Below are 16,243 nucleotides of genomic sequence, written 5' to 3' on the forward strand. Positions count from 1 at the left end.
TTCTAGAGTAGAATTTTCATTAAATTTAAAATGACATTTAAAGTATTTATAGCTTTATAAAACTAGAGTTTTTTAGCATTTTGCACCTTTTGATTGGTCAAAGCTATTTTAATAACATCGCTCATATCGCTAACATAGTGGAAGGTTAAACCTTTTAAATATTCTGGTTTAATCTCCTCGATGTCTCTACGGTTATCTTCGCAAAGTAAAATTTCTTTTATTCTAGCACGTTTTGCTGCTAGAATTTTTTCTTTAATACCACCAACAGGCAACACTTTACCGCGCAGCGTAATTTCGCCAGTCATGGCTATGCTTTTCTTCACTTTACGTTGTGTAAATAACGATACCAACGAGGTTAACATCGTTACACCAGCACTTGGCCCATCTTTTGGAGTGGCTCCTTCTGGCACGTGAATATGTACGTTATATTTATCGAAAACCGAAGCATCAACACCAAAAGCATCAGCATTTGCTTTGATATATTCCATCGCAATGGTTGCAGATTCACGCATCACCTTACCAAGATTCCCTGTAATAGTTAATGCACCTTTTCCTTTAGATAAAATCGATTCAATAAATAAGATATCGCCACCAACACGCGTCCAAGCTAAACCTGTTACGACACCAGCAACATTATTATTTTCGTATTTATCGCGTTCTAATTTTGGACCACCTAAAACCTCAACAACATCTTCGTTGGTAACTTTTATGTTGTAATCCTCTTCCATGGCAATATTTTTGGCCGCAAAACGCACCATTTTTGCTATTTGCTTATCAAGACCACGCACACCCGATTCGCGTGTATAACCTTCAACTATTTTTTCTAGTTGAGCTTTACCTATTTTTAAATCTTTAGTAGATAAACCGTGCTCTTTAAGTTGCTTTGGCAATAAATGACGTTTCGCAATTTCCATTTTTTCTTCAATGGTATAACCGGTAACGTTAATAATTTCCATACGGTCTAACAACGCAGGTTGTATGGTTGATAAACTATTTGATGTGGCAATAAACATCACTTTAGAGAGGTCGTAACCCATTTCTAAAAAGTTATCGTAAAACTCGCTGTTTTGTTCTGGATCTAAAACTTCTAACATCGCTGACGACGGATCGCCTTGATGCGAGTTTGATAATTTATCTATTTCATCTAAAACAAAAACTGGGTTTGATGTTCCTGCCTTTTTTAAACTTTGAATGATACGCCCAGGCATAGCTCCAATATAGGTTTTACGATGCCCGCGAATTTCAGCTTCGTCACGTAAACCACCCAACGAAATGCGCACATACTCGCGCCCTAAAGCTTCTGCAATAGATTTTCCTAAAGATGTTTTACCAACACCTGGAGGGCCGTAAAGACATAAAATAGGCGATTTCATATCGTTACGTAGCTTTAAAACCGCTAGATATTCAATAATGCGACGTTTTACATCTTCTAAACCAAAATGATCGCGATCTAGAATTTTCATGGCACGTTTTAGGTCGAATCTATCTTCGCTAAACTCATTCCATGGTAAATCTAAAAACAGCTCCAAATAGTTACGTTGGATAGAATATTCAGCAACCTGCGGATTCATACGTTGCAGCTTACCAATTTCCTTTTCGAAGTGTTTCTCAACCTCTTCATCCCATTGCTTATCTTTAGCTTTGAGCTTCATCTCCTCAATTTCTTGATCGTGACTAACGCCTCCCAATTCTTCTTGAATGGTTTTCATTTGTTGATGCAAGAAATACTCACGTTGCTGCTGGTTCATATCCATTTGAACTTTGGATTGAATATCGTTTTTCAATTCTAATTTTTGAAACTCAACATTCATAAACTTTAAAGTTGCCAAAGCACGACGCTTAAGGTCGTCCATTTCTAGTAACGACTGTTTTTCTTCAACCGACAAATTCATGTTAGATGACACAAAATTCACTAAAAACGAGTTGCTTTCAATGTTTTTAATGGCGAATGAAGCTTCACTAGGAATGTTCGGGCTTTCTTTAATAATATCGAGCGCTAAATCTTTTATAGAATCGATAATTGCCGAAAACTCTTTGTTTTTTACAGCAGGTTTTGCTTCGGGTAAATCGCGAATCGTAGCATTCATGTAAGGTTCTTCGGTTAAAACCTCAGCCACTTTAAAGCGTCGTTTTCCTTGAATAATAACGGTTACATTACCATCAGGCATTTTTAAAACACGTAAAATACGGGCAACTGTACCAGTTTTGTGAATTTCTTTAGCTGATGGATTTTCGACAGCTTCATCCTTTTGAGCAACAACACCTATAACTTTTCCACCTTTATTGGCATCATTAATAAGCTTGATAGATTTATCTCTACCCGCCGTAATTGGAATAACTACACCTGGAAACAACACCGTATTTCTTAAAGAAAGAATGGGTAAAGTCTCTGGTAATTCTTCATTATTTATCGCTTCTTCGTCTTCAGGTGTCATCAATGGAATTAATTCTGCATTTTCATCAAAATCTTGAAGTGACAAACTGTCAAGCGTTGTAAATTTAGATTTCTTCATATATACATAGCAGGTCAATCTGTCATTAAAAAACAAAACTGACTCTTATTTTTATTTCTAGTAAAACAATTAAATATACTGAATTTCAATCACTTAAAAAACGCAAATCATTCAGTAACACAAGTATAAAGTCAATTGCTGTGCCATTTTAGAAACAATACCGAAAATTCATTTTTTACATCTTCCCTGTTTTCTTCAAAACGAGTAAAACAAGAATAGGAATGGCTAAAAGAACAACCATTAACAAATTAGTGCTAAAAAGCCAAGGTGATAATAAAAGTGTTATTAAATACCCGCCAACGGCACCACCAAAATGCGCATCGTGACCAATGTTTCCAATTTGTTTTTTCATACCATAAATGGAATACAATAAATAGCCTACACCAAAAATATAAGCGGGAATTGGAATTGGTATCATAAAAAACATCAATTTCATACCAGGTTGCAATAAAATAGCCGAATAAATAATACCCGAAACGGCGCCACTAGCACCAACCGCACTGTAATGATATTCGTTTTTATGAAAATAAACCGATAACAAGCTTCCTAAAACCAAACTACCAAAATACACGATTAAAAACTTAACATTACCTAAGTGCATTAAAACCACATCGGCAAAAAAGTAAAGCGATAACATATTAAACAACAAATGTTGCATATTAGCATGTAAAAAACCAGAACTTACCAAGCGTATTTGCTCGCCTTTGTTTATGGGGTCAACTTGCAACTTATATTTTTCAAAAAAATTATAATCATTAAACCCTTTGTATGAAATTAATACGTTAGCTCCTATTAAAATTACTGTTATTAAATCTATTTTGCCCATAATTTTATGCTTTTACTTTGTAAGCTTTCATCTTAATTAAAATGAAAATTTGCTGTATTTTTGCATGCACAAATCTAAAACTTATTCATGCAATTTATAGCATATATTCTTATTTATCCATTTTTATGGCTAGTCTCTATTTTACCGTTTAGATTACTTTATTTGTTTTCCGATGGACTTTACATTTTGCTATACCTCATTTTTGGATATCGAAAAAAAGTAGTTTTAAGTAACTTAAAATTGGTTTATCCAGATAAATCGGAAAAAGAAATACAGCGTATTACCAAAGTATTTTATCATCATTTATGTGATATGATAGTGGAATCTATAAAATCGATGTCCATTTCAACTGCCGAAATGAAAAAGCGTTTTGCATTTACCAACGTCGAGCTAATCCAAAGTTTTGAAACAAAAAACCAAAGTATTATTTTAATGTGCGCACACTATGCTAGTTGGGAATGGATTTTTATTTTACAAACATACATTAATGCTCGTGGCAATGCAGTTTATAAGCAGCTTGCAAATAAATATTTTGATAAACTTGTAAAACGTATTCGTGCGAAATACAACAGCTATTTAATTACGACAAAAGATATTATCCCAACTTTAATTGAAGAAAAAAAACAAGGCATATTATCGGTGAACGGGTTTGCTTCCGATCAATCTCCAAAACGTGATAAAGCATACCATTGGCAAAATTTTATGGGCATTGAAGTTCCCGTACACACAGGTGCCGAAATGCTTGCAAAAAAACTAGATATGGCGGTTGTTTTTATGAAAGTAAAAAAAGTAAAACGCGGTTTTTACGAATGTACTTTTGAAACCATAACCGAAACCCCAAAAGATTTTAAAGATTACGATATTACCGACCAGTTCTTAAAACTTGTTGAAAACCAGATTAACGAAGCTCCAGAATATTATTTATGGACTCACAAACGCTGGAAGCACAGAAATAAAAAAGAGGCTGTCTAAAAAGTAACATTGTTGTCAATCTGAACTTGTTTCAGATTCTTATATATTTAGAAATCAATTATTTAATATTCTGAAACGAGTTCAAAATGACAGATTTCACACTTTTTAAACAGCCTCTAATTTATATTTTTTATTTAAAAGGTTGTTTTAAGCCTTAGCTATCTCACCCAATTCTTTTATAAACTTATCTGCTAAACCATCTGCAATTTCTTGGGTTTTGGCTTCGGTGTAAATTCTAATGATGGGTTCGGTATTACTTTTACGTAGATGCACCCAATTATCTGGGAAATCTATTTTTACGCCATCAATCGTGGTCAGTTGTTCGTGCTGATAACGGGTTTCTATTTCTTGTAAAATAGCATCAACATTTAATTCTGGTGTTAATTCTATTTTCTTTTTACTCATAAAATAATTCGGATACATTTTTTTAAGTTCACTAACAGTCATTTTCTTTTCAGCTAGTAAACTTAAAAATAAAGCAACACCAACTAATGCATCACGTCCGTAGTGCGCATCTGGATAAATAATGCCGCCATTACCTTCGCCACCAATAACCACATTATTTTTCTTCATAAGTTGTACTACATTAACTTCGCCTACTGCGCTTGCTTCATAAATTCCGCCATGTTTTTCGGTTACATCTCGTAAAGCACGTGTAGAACTCATGTTACTTACTGTATTTCCTGGTGTGTGGCTCAACACATAATCGGCACAAGCCACAAGCGTATATTCTTCACCAAACATCTCGCCATTTTCATCCATAAAGGCTAAACGATCTACATCAGGATCGACCACAATTCCGAAATCGGCATTATGTTTTTGTACTGCTTCAGATAAATCGGTTAAATGTTCTTTTAAAGGTTCTGGGTTATGTGGAAAGTGTCCGTTAGGTTCACAATATAATTTTATCACATCTACACCTAATCGCTCCAATAATAACGGGATAGCAATCCCTCCAGTTGAGTTTACACCATCGAAAACCACTTTAAAATTAGCTTCCTCTATGGCATTAACGTTTACCAGATCTAAATCTAAAACCTCAATAATATGTAAATCAATATAGGCTTTGTTTTTGGTAATCGTTCCTAAACTATCTACATCGGCAAAATTTATGTTATCGCTCTCTGCAATGGCTAATATTTTTGCACCTGCTTCAGCATCTAAAAATTCACCTTTTGCATTGAGCAATTTTAACGCATTCCATTGTTTTGGGTTGTGGCTTGCTGTTAAAATTATACCGCCATCGGCATGCTCCATTGGCACAGCAACTTCAACTGTTGGTGTGGTAGAAAGTCCCACATCAACCACGTCTATTCCCATACCAATCAAGGTATTCGTTACTAAATTCTGTATCATTTTACCAGAAATTCGTGCATCACGACCAACAACTACCTTGTAGTTATCTTTTTGACGTTGTTGTTTAACCCAAACCCCGTAAGCCGAAGCAAATTTTACCGCATCAATAGGCGTTAAATTATCACCTACATTTCCGCCAATGGTTCCGCGAATTCCTGAAATAGATTTTATTAATGTCATAAAAGTTTTATTTAGTTGTTCACAAATATAGTATTTCAAAATCGGAATAATTATTAAGGAATTTGTAAATTTCCAAAATGAACTACCTTGCGCATATTTATCTATCGGGTAACAACCACCTCGTTACAATTGGCAATTTTATGGCCGATGGTATAAAAGGTAAAAACTATAAAAAATACCAACGCGAGCTTAAAATTGGCATTCTTTTACATCGCCATATCGATACATTTACCGACGCGCATCCAGTGGTTAGGCAAAGCACCAAAAGGCTTCACAAGAAATACGGGCATTATTCGGGCATTATTGTAGATATTTTATACGATCATTTTTTAGCTAAAAACTGGCACCATTATTCCAACAAACCGTTGCCGAATTATGTCGACGATTTTTACAATGCTTTAAAAACACATTACAATATTTTACCAACCCGAATACAAAAAATGATGCCGTATATGATTGCCGATAATTGGCTACTAAGTTACGCAAGTATTGAAGGCATTTCGCGTGTACTTAACGGCATGAATAAGCGTACACAAAACCGATCTGGGATGAATGAAGCCGTAAAAGAGCTGGAAGATTTTTATGATGATTTTGAACGTGAGTTCACAACTTTTTTTGAAGCTTTACAACAATCTTCTAAAGAAAAATTAAACGAATTAAACCAAACCATTATATGAAGCATTTTATTTGCCTTTTTACAATATTAACCATTTACTCTTGCAAAGAAACTATTCCGTTTAAAGCCCCAACAAGAGGCTTAATTACTAAAAATGCAATGGTAGTTACCGCTCGCGTAGAAGCCTCGAAAATAGGTAGTGATATTTTAAAACAAGGTGGTAATGCTTTTGATGCTATGGTTGCCACAGAACTCGCGCTTGCCGTAGCTTACCCATACGCTGGGAACCTTGGCGGTGGCGGATTTATGGTTTATAGAAAAGCTAATGGCGACATTGGTACACTCGACTACCGCGAAAAAGCTCCTCTTGCCGCTACAAAAAATATGTATTTAGACAGTTTAGGCAATATTATTCCCGAAAAAAGCACACTTGGTGCTATGGCTGTTGGCGTGCCTGGAACGGTTGCTGGCGTTTTTGAGGTACATAAAAAACTTGGCTCATTACCCATTGAAACCATTTTACAACCTGTTATTGATTTAGCCAAAAAAGGAGTAATTGTTACCCAAAAGCAAGAAATTCGCATTAAAAAATATCAACCGTTATTTAAAAAAGCTAATAAAGATTCCATTATTTTAGATTACCCTTGGAAACACAACGACACTATAAAATACCCCAAATTAGCCCAAACTTTAGAACGTATTATGATTGGTGGTCGTGACGAATTTTATAAAGGTGAAACGGCTAAAACACTAGCTGCATTTGTTCAAGATAATGGTGGTATTATTACTGAAGAAGATTTAGCGCTTTACGAAGCCAAATGGCGAAAGCCAATTACGTTTACTTATGATGATTTAAAAGTAATTTCTATTGCACCACCTTCGAGCGGAGGTATTTGTTTGGCGCAAATTATGAAGATGATTGAACCTTATAATTTAAATGAATATGGGCATAATTCACTAAAAACCATTCAAGTTATTACCGAAGCAGAACGACGCACTTATGCCGATAGAAGTCATTTTTTAGGTGATCCAGATTTTGTAAATATCCCTATCGATTCTCTTGTAAACACGAGCTATTTAAATAACCGTATGTCTAATTTTTCATTTGAAAAAGCAACTTTGTCTAGCGATGTTTCGCATGGTAATATTGAAGTTATAGAAAGTGATGAAACCACGCATTACTCCATTGTAGACCAATTTGGTAATGCTGTTGCAGTCACTACAACCATTAATGGCGCTTATGGATCGAAATTATATTGTCAAGAATTAGGATTCTTTTTAAATAATGAAATGGACGATTTTAGTAGCAAACCTGGTGAACCCAATATGTTTGGTTTAATTGGTGCCGAAGCCAACAGTATTGCACCACAAAAACGTATGCTAAGTGCCATGACGCCTACTATTGTTGAAAAAAATGGTGAATTGTACATGGTTGTTGGTACGCCTGGTGGTTCAACCATTATAACTTCGGTGTTGCAAACTATTTTAAATGTACATGAATTTGGTATGACCATACAGGATGCTGTGAACGCACCTAGGTTTCATCACCAATGGTTACCCGATGAAATTCGATTAGAAAAAAATGGTTTTGATGAACCTTTAAAAAATCAACTTGAAAGTTTAGGATATTCAATTAACGAAAACCGCTCTCCTATTTTAGGTAAAGTTGATGCTATTTTGGTTTTAAACGATAAAACTTACGAAGCTGGTGCCGATTATCGAGGTGACGATACGGCTGTCGGATTTTAATCGCTTTTTTTCAGCAAAACAACAACGTTTAATACTTTAGAGCAGAATTAAATTATTTAATGTCTAAAAGAGTAAAAAAAACGTTTAAAATAGTAGTTGGGGTTGTTATATTTTTAACCTTACCTAGTTTGTTATTTTTCGGGTTTTTATTTTTTAAGTACAACGAAAATTTACCCATAGGAACACCAGGGAAACAAGCCGATGCTTTAGCCACAAAAATGCTTAAATCCTTAAACTACGACGCTTATAAAAACACCCATTATATTGAGTGGACTTTTAAAAAAAGACACCACTTTAATTGGCATAAAAAAAATAACATCTGTGATGTATTTTGGCGCAATAACAAAGTTATTTTAAACTTTAACAATCCTAACAAGAGTAAAGCTTTTACAAACAATATACCGCAATCTGGAGAAAACGCTACCGAACTTATAAAAAAGGCAACCGCTCTTTTTAATAACGATTCCTTTTGGTTGGTTGCGCCTTTTAAGGTTTTTGATGTTGGCGTAGAGCGTCGTTTGGTTAAAACTGAAACTCATGGCGACGCCCTTTTAGTAACTTATACCCAAGGCGGCAGTACTCCAGGAGATTCTTATTTATGGCTATTTGATGAAAATGGAAAACCAAAAGCCTTTAAAATATGGGCTTCAATATTACCAATTAAGGGTTTAGAAGCTTCTTGGACCGATTGGAAAACCACCGAAACTGGCGCAGAATTACCAACCTTTCACAAGTTATTGGTTTTAGGCTTAGAGCTCGACGATATTCGTGCGTTTAACTAACATTTACTTACTACGTTGTCCAACAAACTTATGGTTATCCGATTTAAAAAGCACGTTAAAACTGGTTAAACTACCATAAATTCTAGTAATATATTGCTGTAAATCTATTTTTTGTTGTGCATCTAAATCACTAGCATTAACGCGTTGTTCCATAACACGCAAACGGTCTCTTACCATAGTAATTTTATGAAAAAACTTATCAATAGGTAATTCGTAAGGCTTCAAATTATCATCGGCAGGTTGTAATATTAATTTACCACCTTTGTACTTATCGGCAATTGGTACAATTTCGCTAGCGTCGCTCCACTTCTTCAAAATCTTAACTAAACTGGTTTCAACATCATATAAACTAATGGTATCTACTTCGTCGTGTGATGCTTCAATCACTTCAAAATCACTATCTAAATCAATCGTTTCTAATCCGTTTTCAATAAAAGTCACCCAATAATGTTGCGATGTTACGTTGGTTACAACTCCTTTACCATATTCTGGATGATTTATTCTTGAGCCTATTCCTAATAATTTCATTTTTAAATTTTTTAGTTGTTTACAAGTATAATAAATCCCAATATAAACTTCACAAGAAATTAACAACTAAAATTGTAAATTAGCGGTTTTGTAATTTATGAGCCATTTCGAAGATTTTATTGAAGTAAAAGGAGCACGCGTACACAATTTAAAAAATATTGATGTGTCTATTCCGCGCGAAAAACTTGTTGTAATTACAGGTTTATCGGGTAGTGGAAAATCGTCGTTAGCTTTCGATACTATTTATGCTGAAGGACAACGCCGTTACATTGAAACATTTTCGGCCTATGCGAGACAATTTTTAGGCGGATTGGAACGACCAGACGTTGATAAAATTGATGGCCTCTCGCCTGTTATTGCCATAGAACAAAAAACAACCAACAAGTCGCCACGCTCTACCGTTGGTACTATTACAGAGATTTACGATTTTTTACGTTTGCTTTTTGCTCGCGCTAGTGATGCTTACAGTTATAACACTGGTGAAAAGATGATTAGCTACAGCGACGAGCAAATTAAAGAACTCATCACCAAAGATTTTAACGGGAAACGCATTAATATTTTAGCACCTGTAATTCGCTCCAGAAAAGGGCATTATCGCGAATTGTTCGAGCAAATTGCAAAGCAAGGTTTTGTAAAAGTGCGTACCGATGGCGAAATACGCGATATTGCTAAAGGCATGAAGCTGGATCGTTACAAAACACACGACATTGAAATTGTAATTGATCGATTAAAGGTTGATGATTCTGTAGATAACGATAAGCGCCTTACCGAAACCATTAACACCGCCATGTATCACGGTGACGATGTGCTTTTGGTAATCGATCAAGATACCCAAGAAGCGCGCTATTTTAGTAGAAGTTTGATGTGCCCGAGTTCGGGAATTTCATACCCAAATCCGGAGCCTAATAATTTTTCGTTTAACTCACCAAAAGGTGCGTGTAGCAACTGCAATGGTATTGGTACTTTGTATCAAGTTAACGAAAGTAAAATTATTCCAGACCCAACATTATCTATTAAAAATGGAGCTTTAGCACCCCACGGACCAGAAAAAAAGAGTTGGATTTTTAAGCAATTCGAAACCATTGCGCAACGCTTCGATTTTAAATTAACCGATGCTTACGAGGATATTCCCGAAGATGCCAAACAAATGATTTTGTATGGTGGCAATGAAAAATTTTCGGTTGAAAGTAAAACACTTGGTGTAACCCGTGATTATAAAATAGATTTTGAAGGTGTTGCTAACTTTATCGAAAATCAGTACAACACTGCCGAATCGACTTCACTTAAACGTTGGGCAAAAGATTATATGGATAAAGTGAAATGTCCGGTGTGTGAAGGTTCTCGTTTAAAAAAGGAATCGCTTTACTTCAAAATCAATGAAAAAAACATAGCCGAATTAGCGAATACCGATATTGTTGAATTAGCAGATTGGTTTAAGGATTTACCCAATCATCTTTCTGAAAAACAATTACAGATTGCCGAAGAAGTTGTAAAAGAAATTAAAGCACGATTACAGTTTTTGCTAGATGTAGGTTTAAATTATTTATCATTAAACCGAAGCTCAAAATCGTTATCTGGTGGTGAAGCGCAGCGTATTCGATTAGCAACTCAAATTGGTTCGCAACTGGTTGGCGTGTTGTATATTTTAGATGAGCCTAGTATTGGCTTGCATCAGCGTGACAACGAAAAACTCATTAATTCACTAGTGTCGTTACGCGACATTGGGAATTCGGTTATTGTGGTTGAGCATGACAAAGACATGATTGAGCGCGCCGATTTTGTAGTTGATATTGGTCCGAAAGCTGGAAAACATGGTGGTGAAATTATTAGTTTAGGCACTCCAAGCGAGCTAAAAACGCATCACACGCTTACCGCCGATTACTTAAATGGCTCTTTAGAAATTGAAGTCCCCAAAAAACGTCGCGACGGCAACGGTAATTTTTTAGAACTAAAAGGCTGCACGGGCAACAACCTTAAAAATGTATCTGTTAAATTTCCTTTAGGTAAAATGATTGGTGTTACTGGCGTTTCTGGTAGTGGAAAATCGACCTTAATAAACGAAACGCTCTACCCTATTTTAAACGCACATTACTTTAATGGTGTTAAAAAACCCATGCCATACAAAAGCATAAAAGGTTTGGAGCATATCGATAAGGTTATTGATATTAATCAATCGCCAATAGGTAGGACACCACGAAGTAATCCTGCAACCTATACGGGTACATTTAGTGAAATTCGTGCGCTTTTCGCGAAAACACCAGAAGCCATGATTCGTGGTTACAAACCAGGTCGTTTTAGTTTTAATGTTAAAGGCGGACGATGCGAAACCTGCCAAGGTGGTGGTTTACGGGTTATTGAAATGAATTTCCTGCCAGACGTCTACGTCGATTGCGAAACTTGCCAAGGTAAACGCTTTAACCGAGAAACTTTAGAAATTCGTTATAAAGGAAAATCGATTAGTGATGTTTTAGAAATGACTATTAACGAAGCGGTTGATTTCTTTGAGCATATTCCTAAAATTTTTAAAAAGCTAAAAACCATAAAAGATGTTGGCTTAGGCTATATCACCCTTGGGCAACAAAGCACAACCTTATCTGGCGGTGAAGCACAACGCATTAAATTAGCCACAGAACTATCAAAACGCGATACAGGAAACACTTTTTATATTTTAGATGAACCAACTACGGGACTCCACTTTGAAGATATCCGCGTACTTATGCAAGTTTTAAATAAATTAGCAGACAAAGGAAATACGGTTTTAATTATAGAACACAATTTAGATGTTATAAAAACCGTTGACCATATTATTGATATTGGCTACGAAGGTGGTAAAGGAGGCGGACAAGTAGTGGTTGAAGGCACTCCAGAACACGTTGCAAAACACCCCAAAAGTTACACCGCAAAATTTTTAAAGAAAGAATTAAATTAAACTATAAAACTATCGTTAAAAATACGATAGCTTAAAACATACATTATGAGAAAAGAACAACATCACAAAGGTTGGAACGAAATAAAAACAAACGATTCTTGGGCCATTTTTAAAATTATGGGTGAATTTGTAAATGGTTACGAAAAATTGAGTAAAATAGGTCCTTGTGTTTCTATTTTTGGTTCGGCGCGAACTAAACCAGACCACAAATATTACAAACTAGCCGAAAAAGTAGCAAACAAAATTGTTGAAGCAGGTTACGGTGTAATCACAGGTGGCGGCCCAGGCATTATGGAGGCTGGTAACAAAGGTGCGCATTTAGGAGGCGGTACATCGGTGGGATTAAACATCGATTTACCTTTCGAGCAACACGACAATCCGTATATTGATTCTGACAAAAACTTAGATTTCGATTACTTTTTTGTTCGTAAAGTTATGTTTGTAAAATACTCACAAGGTTTTGTGGTGATGCCTGGAGGTTTTGGAACACTCGATGAACTTTTTGAAGCTATTACTCTTATTCAAACGCATAAAATCGGGAAATTTCCAATAATTTTAGTTGGTACCGATTTTTGGGAAGGCTTAATGGATTGGGTAAAAAAAACACTTTTAGATGGCTTTGGCAATATTAGCCCAAAAGATTTGGATTTAATTCATTTGGTTGACACCGAAGATGAAGTAATTTCAATATTAGATAATTTCTATAAAGAATCTGGTTTAAGCCCAAATTTTTAATCATTTAAAGTATTTACTAACAAAACGGAATAGCTCCTTAATTTTGTTATATTGCAATGCCTTAAATAATTTTTTAAATTTTAATGCTTTTTATAAGTTGAAGTTTCGCCTATTTATTTGTTTTATTCTCTCATCATTATATTTTTCGGCTTTTAGCCAAAATAAAATCGATTTGAAGGCTAACTTCAACTTACAAGAAAAGCAAATACAAATTTCGCAAACTATTACGTATTACAACACCTCGCAAACGGTGTTGGATACTATTTATTTAAATAATTGGGCTAACAGTTTTTCATCAAAAAAAACACCACTGGCTAAGCGTATTGCCGAAGAATATAAAAACGATTTTCATTTAGCAAAAAACGAAGATAGAGGCTATTCGGTAATTACTTCAATTAAAGAAAACAATAGCGATGTATTTTTTCAAGAATTAAAAAATCACCCCGATGTTGTTAAAGTGGCTCTTAATGCGCCATTAAAACCCAATGAAGCCTATCAACTAAAATTAGAATATGTAGTACAAGTACCACATTCCAAATTTACAAGCTACGGCGTTACAAACGAAGGTGATTATAATTTAAAATATTGGTACATCACTCCTGCTGTTTACGATACCGATTGGCAATATTACAGCAATAAAAATTTAGATGATTTATTTGTACCAAAATCCGATTTAAATTTCACCATTGAAATTCCAAAAGGTTACACATTAATTTCAGAATTAGATACCGAAAACATTGCTGAAACTAGTTCTGGACAAACTATTAATTTAGAAGGTAAAAACCGCATAAACACAAAACTTTATTTAACGCAAAAATCTACATTTAACACCATTCAAGATGGTAATTTAGCCCTAGTTTCAAATATTGCTGATAAAAATTTAGAAGTCATTGAGAAGGTTTTAATTACCGAAAAAATAACTAAATATTTAACCAATAAGTTTGGAGTTTATCCGCACAAAAGGCTTTTAATTTCTCAAACCGACTATAATAAAGATCCGCTTTACGGATTAAACTTTTTACCCAACTTTTTACGCGCTTACCCCAATAGTTTTGAGTACGAAATAAAACTACTTAAAATTGCTATTCGCAACTATTTAGAAAACACTTTGCTTATAAATCCTCGAAAGGAACAATGGTTGCTCGATGGTATTCAAACTTACTATTTAATAACTTATGTTGAAGAGCATTACCCAAACATGAAGTTTTTAGGCAACTTCGCCGATATTTGGGGCATTCGTACCTTTCATGCAGCCGATATGCATTTTAACGATAAGTATAACATTGCCTTTATGCTTATGGCGCGAACCAACCGCGACCAACCGTTAAGCATGCAAAAGGATTCTTTATTAAAATTTAATAGCAACATTGCAAACAAATATAAAGCAGGTTTAGGCTTAAAATATTTAGATGATTTTGTAAACAGTAATATTGTTGAAAATAGTATTGAAGATTTTATTAAACAAAACAAGCTTCAACCTACAACTGCCAAAAATTTTGAGGTTTTTATAAAATCGAAAACCAATAAAAACATCGATTGGTTTTTTACCGACTATTTAACGACTAGAAAAAAGTTAGATTTTAAAATAAAAAAAGTAGTTAAAACCGACGATTCCATTACCGTAAGTATAAAAAACAAGCGCAATAACACCATGCCAGTTTCGTTATACAGCGTGAAAAACGATACTATTGTTTCAAAAATTTGGGTTGAAAATATTGATGATGTAAAAACACTAACCATTCCCAGAAACGAAGCAAATAAACTGGTTTTAAATTACAATAATAAAATTCCCGAAGTTAACGTTCGTGATAATTGGAAATCGTTAAAAGGCCTTAGCAACAAACCTTTGCAATTTCGACTTTTTCAAGATGTAGAAGACCCATATTACAGTCAGGTATTTTTTATGCCCATTGTAGAATTCGATAATATTTATGATGGTTTCACTCTAGGATTGAAAGCTTATAACAAAACCGTGTTACGCAAGCTTTTTAATTACAAAATTCAACCGCAATACGCGTTTAAATCGCAATCCCTTACTGGATCGATTTCACTTTTAAAAACACATTATTTTCAAAACAGCAACTTATATTATTTAAATTATGGTATTGGTAGTAGTTACACATCTTATGCCGAAGATTTATTTGCGCGCAAAATAACGCCTTCAATAGTTTTTGGCTTCAGAGAAAACAACGATTTCCGTTCCAACAAACGTAAACTGCTTCAATTTAGATATATTGATATTCATCGTGATAAAGATGAAAACAATGCTTTTACGTCAACCGAACCTAATTATAGTGTTTTTAATGCGCGATTTATTCATTCCAACGACAATCTCCTCAATTTCAATAAATGGTACGCAGATTTTCAATTGGGTGCAAAGTTTAGTAAGCTCTCATTTAATTACGAATACAGAAAACTTTTTGAAAGTAACCGGCAGTTAAACATTCGCTTTTTCGCAGGAACATTTTTAAAGAATAATACCAATTTAGCTTCAAACTATTTTAGTTTCGCCCTCGACAGACCAACCGATTATTTATTCGACTACTCATATTTAGGACGCTCGGAACAATCTGGAATTTTTAGTCAGCAGTATATCGATGCCGAAGGTGGTTTTAAATCAAAATTAAACACGCCATTTGCTAACCAATGGATAACAACTTTTAATACAAGTACCACCATTTGGAATTACATTTTAGCTTACGGCGATATCGGCGTGGTTAAAAGCAAATATAATACTTCAAAATTTGTTTACGATTCTGGGATTCGCGTTAATTTAGTAACCGATTATTTCGAAATTTACTTCCCTGTTTATTCTAATCTCGGTTGGGAAGTAAGTCAAGCACATTACGCCGAAAAAATTCGATTTAAAATCACTTTAGCGCCTCAAGCCTTATTAGGATTATTTAGACGAAGATGGTTTTAATGAAATTAAAAAATATTCATAAATATTAATTTTCATTAAAAATAATTCAATAAAAAATCCATTTTACTTTATTTTTTACGATATTTACAAAATATCAGATAAAGTTTTAATTGCAAAATAGTTCTGTTTTCACT

11 protein-coding genes are annotated in these 16,243 nt (G+C 34.5%); 7 read left to right on the forward strand and 4 right to left on the reverse strand.

The genetic code is table 11. The features are described from left to right. Nucleotides 1-62: 62 nt before the first annotated feature. Nucleotides 63-2,513, reverse strand: a complete 2,451-nt coding sequence (lon, locus tag PK35_RS01330) for an endopeptidase La (RefSeq protein WP_044624850.1) — start codon at nucleotides 2,511-2,513, stop codon at nucleotides 63-65. A 175-nt stretch (nucleotides 2,514-2,688) separates the two neighbouring features. Next, entirely contained in the window at nucleotides 2,689-3,339 is a 651-nt protein-coding gene (locus PK35_RS01335) for a rhomboid family intramembrane serine protease (RefSeq protein ID WP_044624851.1), read from the reverse strand. Nucleotides 3,340-3,426: 87 nt separating this feature from the next. On the opposite strand from PK35_RS01335, the gene PK35_RS01340 reads away from it, so the two are divergent. Next, the gene (locus PK35_RS01340; protein WP_044624852.1) at nucleotides 3,427-4,311 is read left to right on the forward strand and encodes a lysophospholipid acyltransferase family protein; all 885 of its coding nucleotides are present in this window, start codon (nucleotides 3,427-3,429) and stop codon (nucleotides 4,309-4,311) included. Between the two features lie 147 nt (nucleotides 4,312-4,458). Here PK35_RS01340 and glmM read toward each other — a convergent pair whose 3' ends face one another. Continuing rightward, nucleotides 4,459-5,847 carry a phosphoglucosamine mutase gene (glmM, locus tag PK35_RS01345; RefSeq protein WP_044624853.1) on the reverse strand — a complete coding sequence of 463 codons (1,389 nt, stop codon included), beginning with the start codon at nucleotides 5,845-5,847 and terminating at the stop codon, nucleotides 4,459-4,461. Between the two features lie 77 nt (nucleotides 5,848-5,924). On the opposite strand from glmM, the gene PK35_RS01350 reads away from it, so the two are divergent. From PK35_RS01350 to PK35_RS01360, 3 genes are read left to right on the forward strand one after another with little or no spacing between them, the layout of a single operon-like run. Next, nucleotides 5,925-6,524 (forward strand): acyl carrier protein phosphodiesterase, encoded by a 600-nt coding sequence (locus PK35_RS01350; RefSeq protein WP_044624854.1) that lies wholly within the window; start codon nucleotides 5,925-5,927, stop codon nucleotides 6,522-6,524. Beyond that, nucleotides 6,521-8,212 carry a gamma-glutamyltransferase gene (ggt, locus tag PK35_RS01355; RefSeq protein ID WP_044624855.1) on the forward strand — a complete coding sequence of 564 codons (1,692 nt, stop codon included), beginning with the start codon at nucleotides 6,521-6,523 and terminating at the stop codon, nucleotides 8,210-8,212. The genes PK35_RS01350 and ggt overlap by 4 nt, the downstream gene beginning before the upstream one ends. 59 nt (nucleotides 8,213-8,271) lie before the next feature. Beyond that, nucleotides 8,272-8,994 (forward strand): hypothetical protein, encoded by a 723-nt coding sequence (locus PK35_RS01360; protein ID WP_044624856.1) that lies wholly within the window; start codon nucleotides 8,272-8,274, stop codon nucleotides 8,992-8,994. Nucleotides 8,995-8,997: 3 nt separating this feature from the next. Here the strand turns inward: PK35_RS01360 and PK35_RS01365 are convergent, their stop codons facing one another. Beyond that, complete coding sequence (locus PK35_RS01365) at nucleotides 8,998-9,522, reverse strand: hypothetical protein (RefSeq protein ID WP_044625199.1); 525 nt, start codon at nucleotides 9,520-9,522, stop codon at nucleotides 8,998-9,000. 97 nt (nucleotides 9,523-9,619) lie between these two features. On the opposite strand from PK35_RS01365, the gene uvrA reads away from it, so the two are divergent. The 3 genes from uvrA to PK35_RS01380 all read left to right on the forward strand — a co-directional run bounded on the left by uvrA (nucleotide 9,620) and on the right by PK35_RS01380 (nucleotide 16,109). Further along, nucleotides 9,620-12,451 (forward strand): excinuclease ABC subunit UvrA, encoded by a 2,832-nt coding sequence (uvrA, locus tag PK35_RS01370; RefSeq protein ID WP_044624857.1) that lies wholly within the window; start codon nucleotides 9,620-9,622, stop codon nucleotides 12,449-12,451. A gap of 45 nt (nucleotides 12,452-12,496) precedes the next feature. Next, entirely contained in the window at nucleotides 12,497-13,186 is a 690-nt protein-coding gene (locus PK35_RS01375) for an LOG family protein (protein WP_044624858.1), read from the forward strand. A 172-nt stretch (nucleotides 13,187-13,358) separates the two neighbouring features. After that, nucleotides 13,359-16,109: a gluzincin family metallopeptidase gene (locus PK35_RS01380; RefSeq protein ID WP_238320850.1), complete on the forward strand. Its 2,751-nt coding sequence runs from the start codon at nucleotides 13,359-13,361 to the stop codon at nucleotides 16,107-16,109. The last annotated feature ends 134 nt before the right edge of the window (nucleotides 16,110-16,243 follow it).

This window comes from Neotamlana nanhaiensis, assembly GCF_000943555.1.
Classification (GTDB): domain Bacteria; phylum Bacteroidota; class Bacteroidia; order Flavobacteriales; family Flavobacteriaceae; genus Neotamlana; species Neotamlana nanhaiensis.

Excerpts from the sequence above, each read along its gene's own strand:
- PK35_RS01335 (WP_044624851.1), bottom strand. The coding sequence starts at position 3,339 with ATGGGCAAAATAGATTTAATAACAGTAATTTTAATAGGAGCTAACGTA.
- lon (WP_044624850.1), bottom strand. The coding sequence starts at position 2,513 with ATGAAGAAATCTAAATTTACAACGCTTGACAGTTTGTCACTTCAAGAT.
- glmM (WP_044624853.1), bottom strand. The coding sequence starts at position 5,847 with ATGACATTAATAAAATCTATTTCAGGAATTCGCGGAACCATTGGCGGA.
- PK35_RS01360 (WP_044624856.1), top strand. The coding sequence starts at position 8,272 with ATGTCTAAAAGAGTAAAAAAAACGTTTAAAATAGTAGTTGGGGTTGTT.
- PK35_RS01375 (WP_044624858.1), top strand. The coding sequence starts at position 12,497 with ATGAGAAAAGAACAACATCACAAAGGTTGGAACGAAATAAAAACAAAC.
- PK35_RS01350 (WP_044624854.1), top strand. The coding sequence starts at position 5,925 with ATGAACTACCTTGCGCATATTTATCTATCGGGTAACAACCACCTCGTT.
- uvrA (WP_044624857.1), top strand. The coding sequence starts at position 9,620 with ATGAGCCATTTCGAAGATTTTATTGAAGTAAAAGGAGCACGCGTACAC.
- ggt (WP_044624855.1), top strand. The coding sequence starts at position 6,521 with ATGAAGCATTTTATTTGCCTTTTTACAATATTAACCATTTACTCTTGC.
- PK35_RS01365 (WP_044625199.1), bottom strand. The coding sequence starts at position 9,522 with ATGAAATTATTAGGAATAGGCTCAAGAATAAATCATCCAGAATATGGT.
- PK35_RS01340 (WP_044624852.1), top strand. The coding sequence starts at position 3,427 with ATGCAATTTATAGCATATATTCTTATTTATCCATTTTTATGGCTAGTC.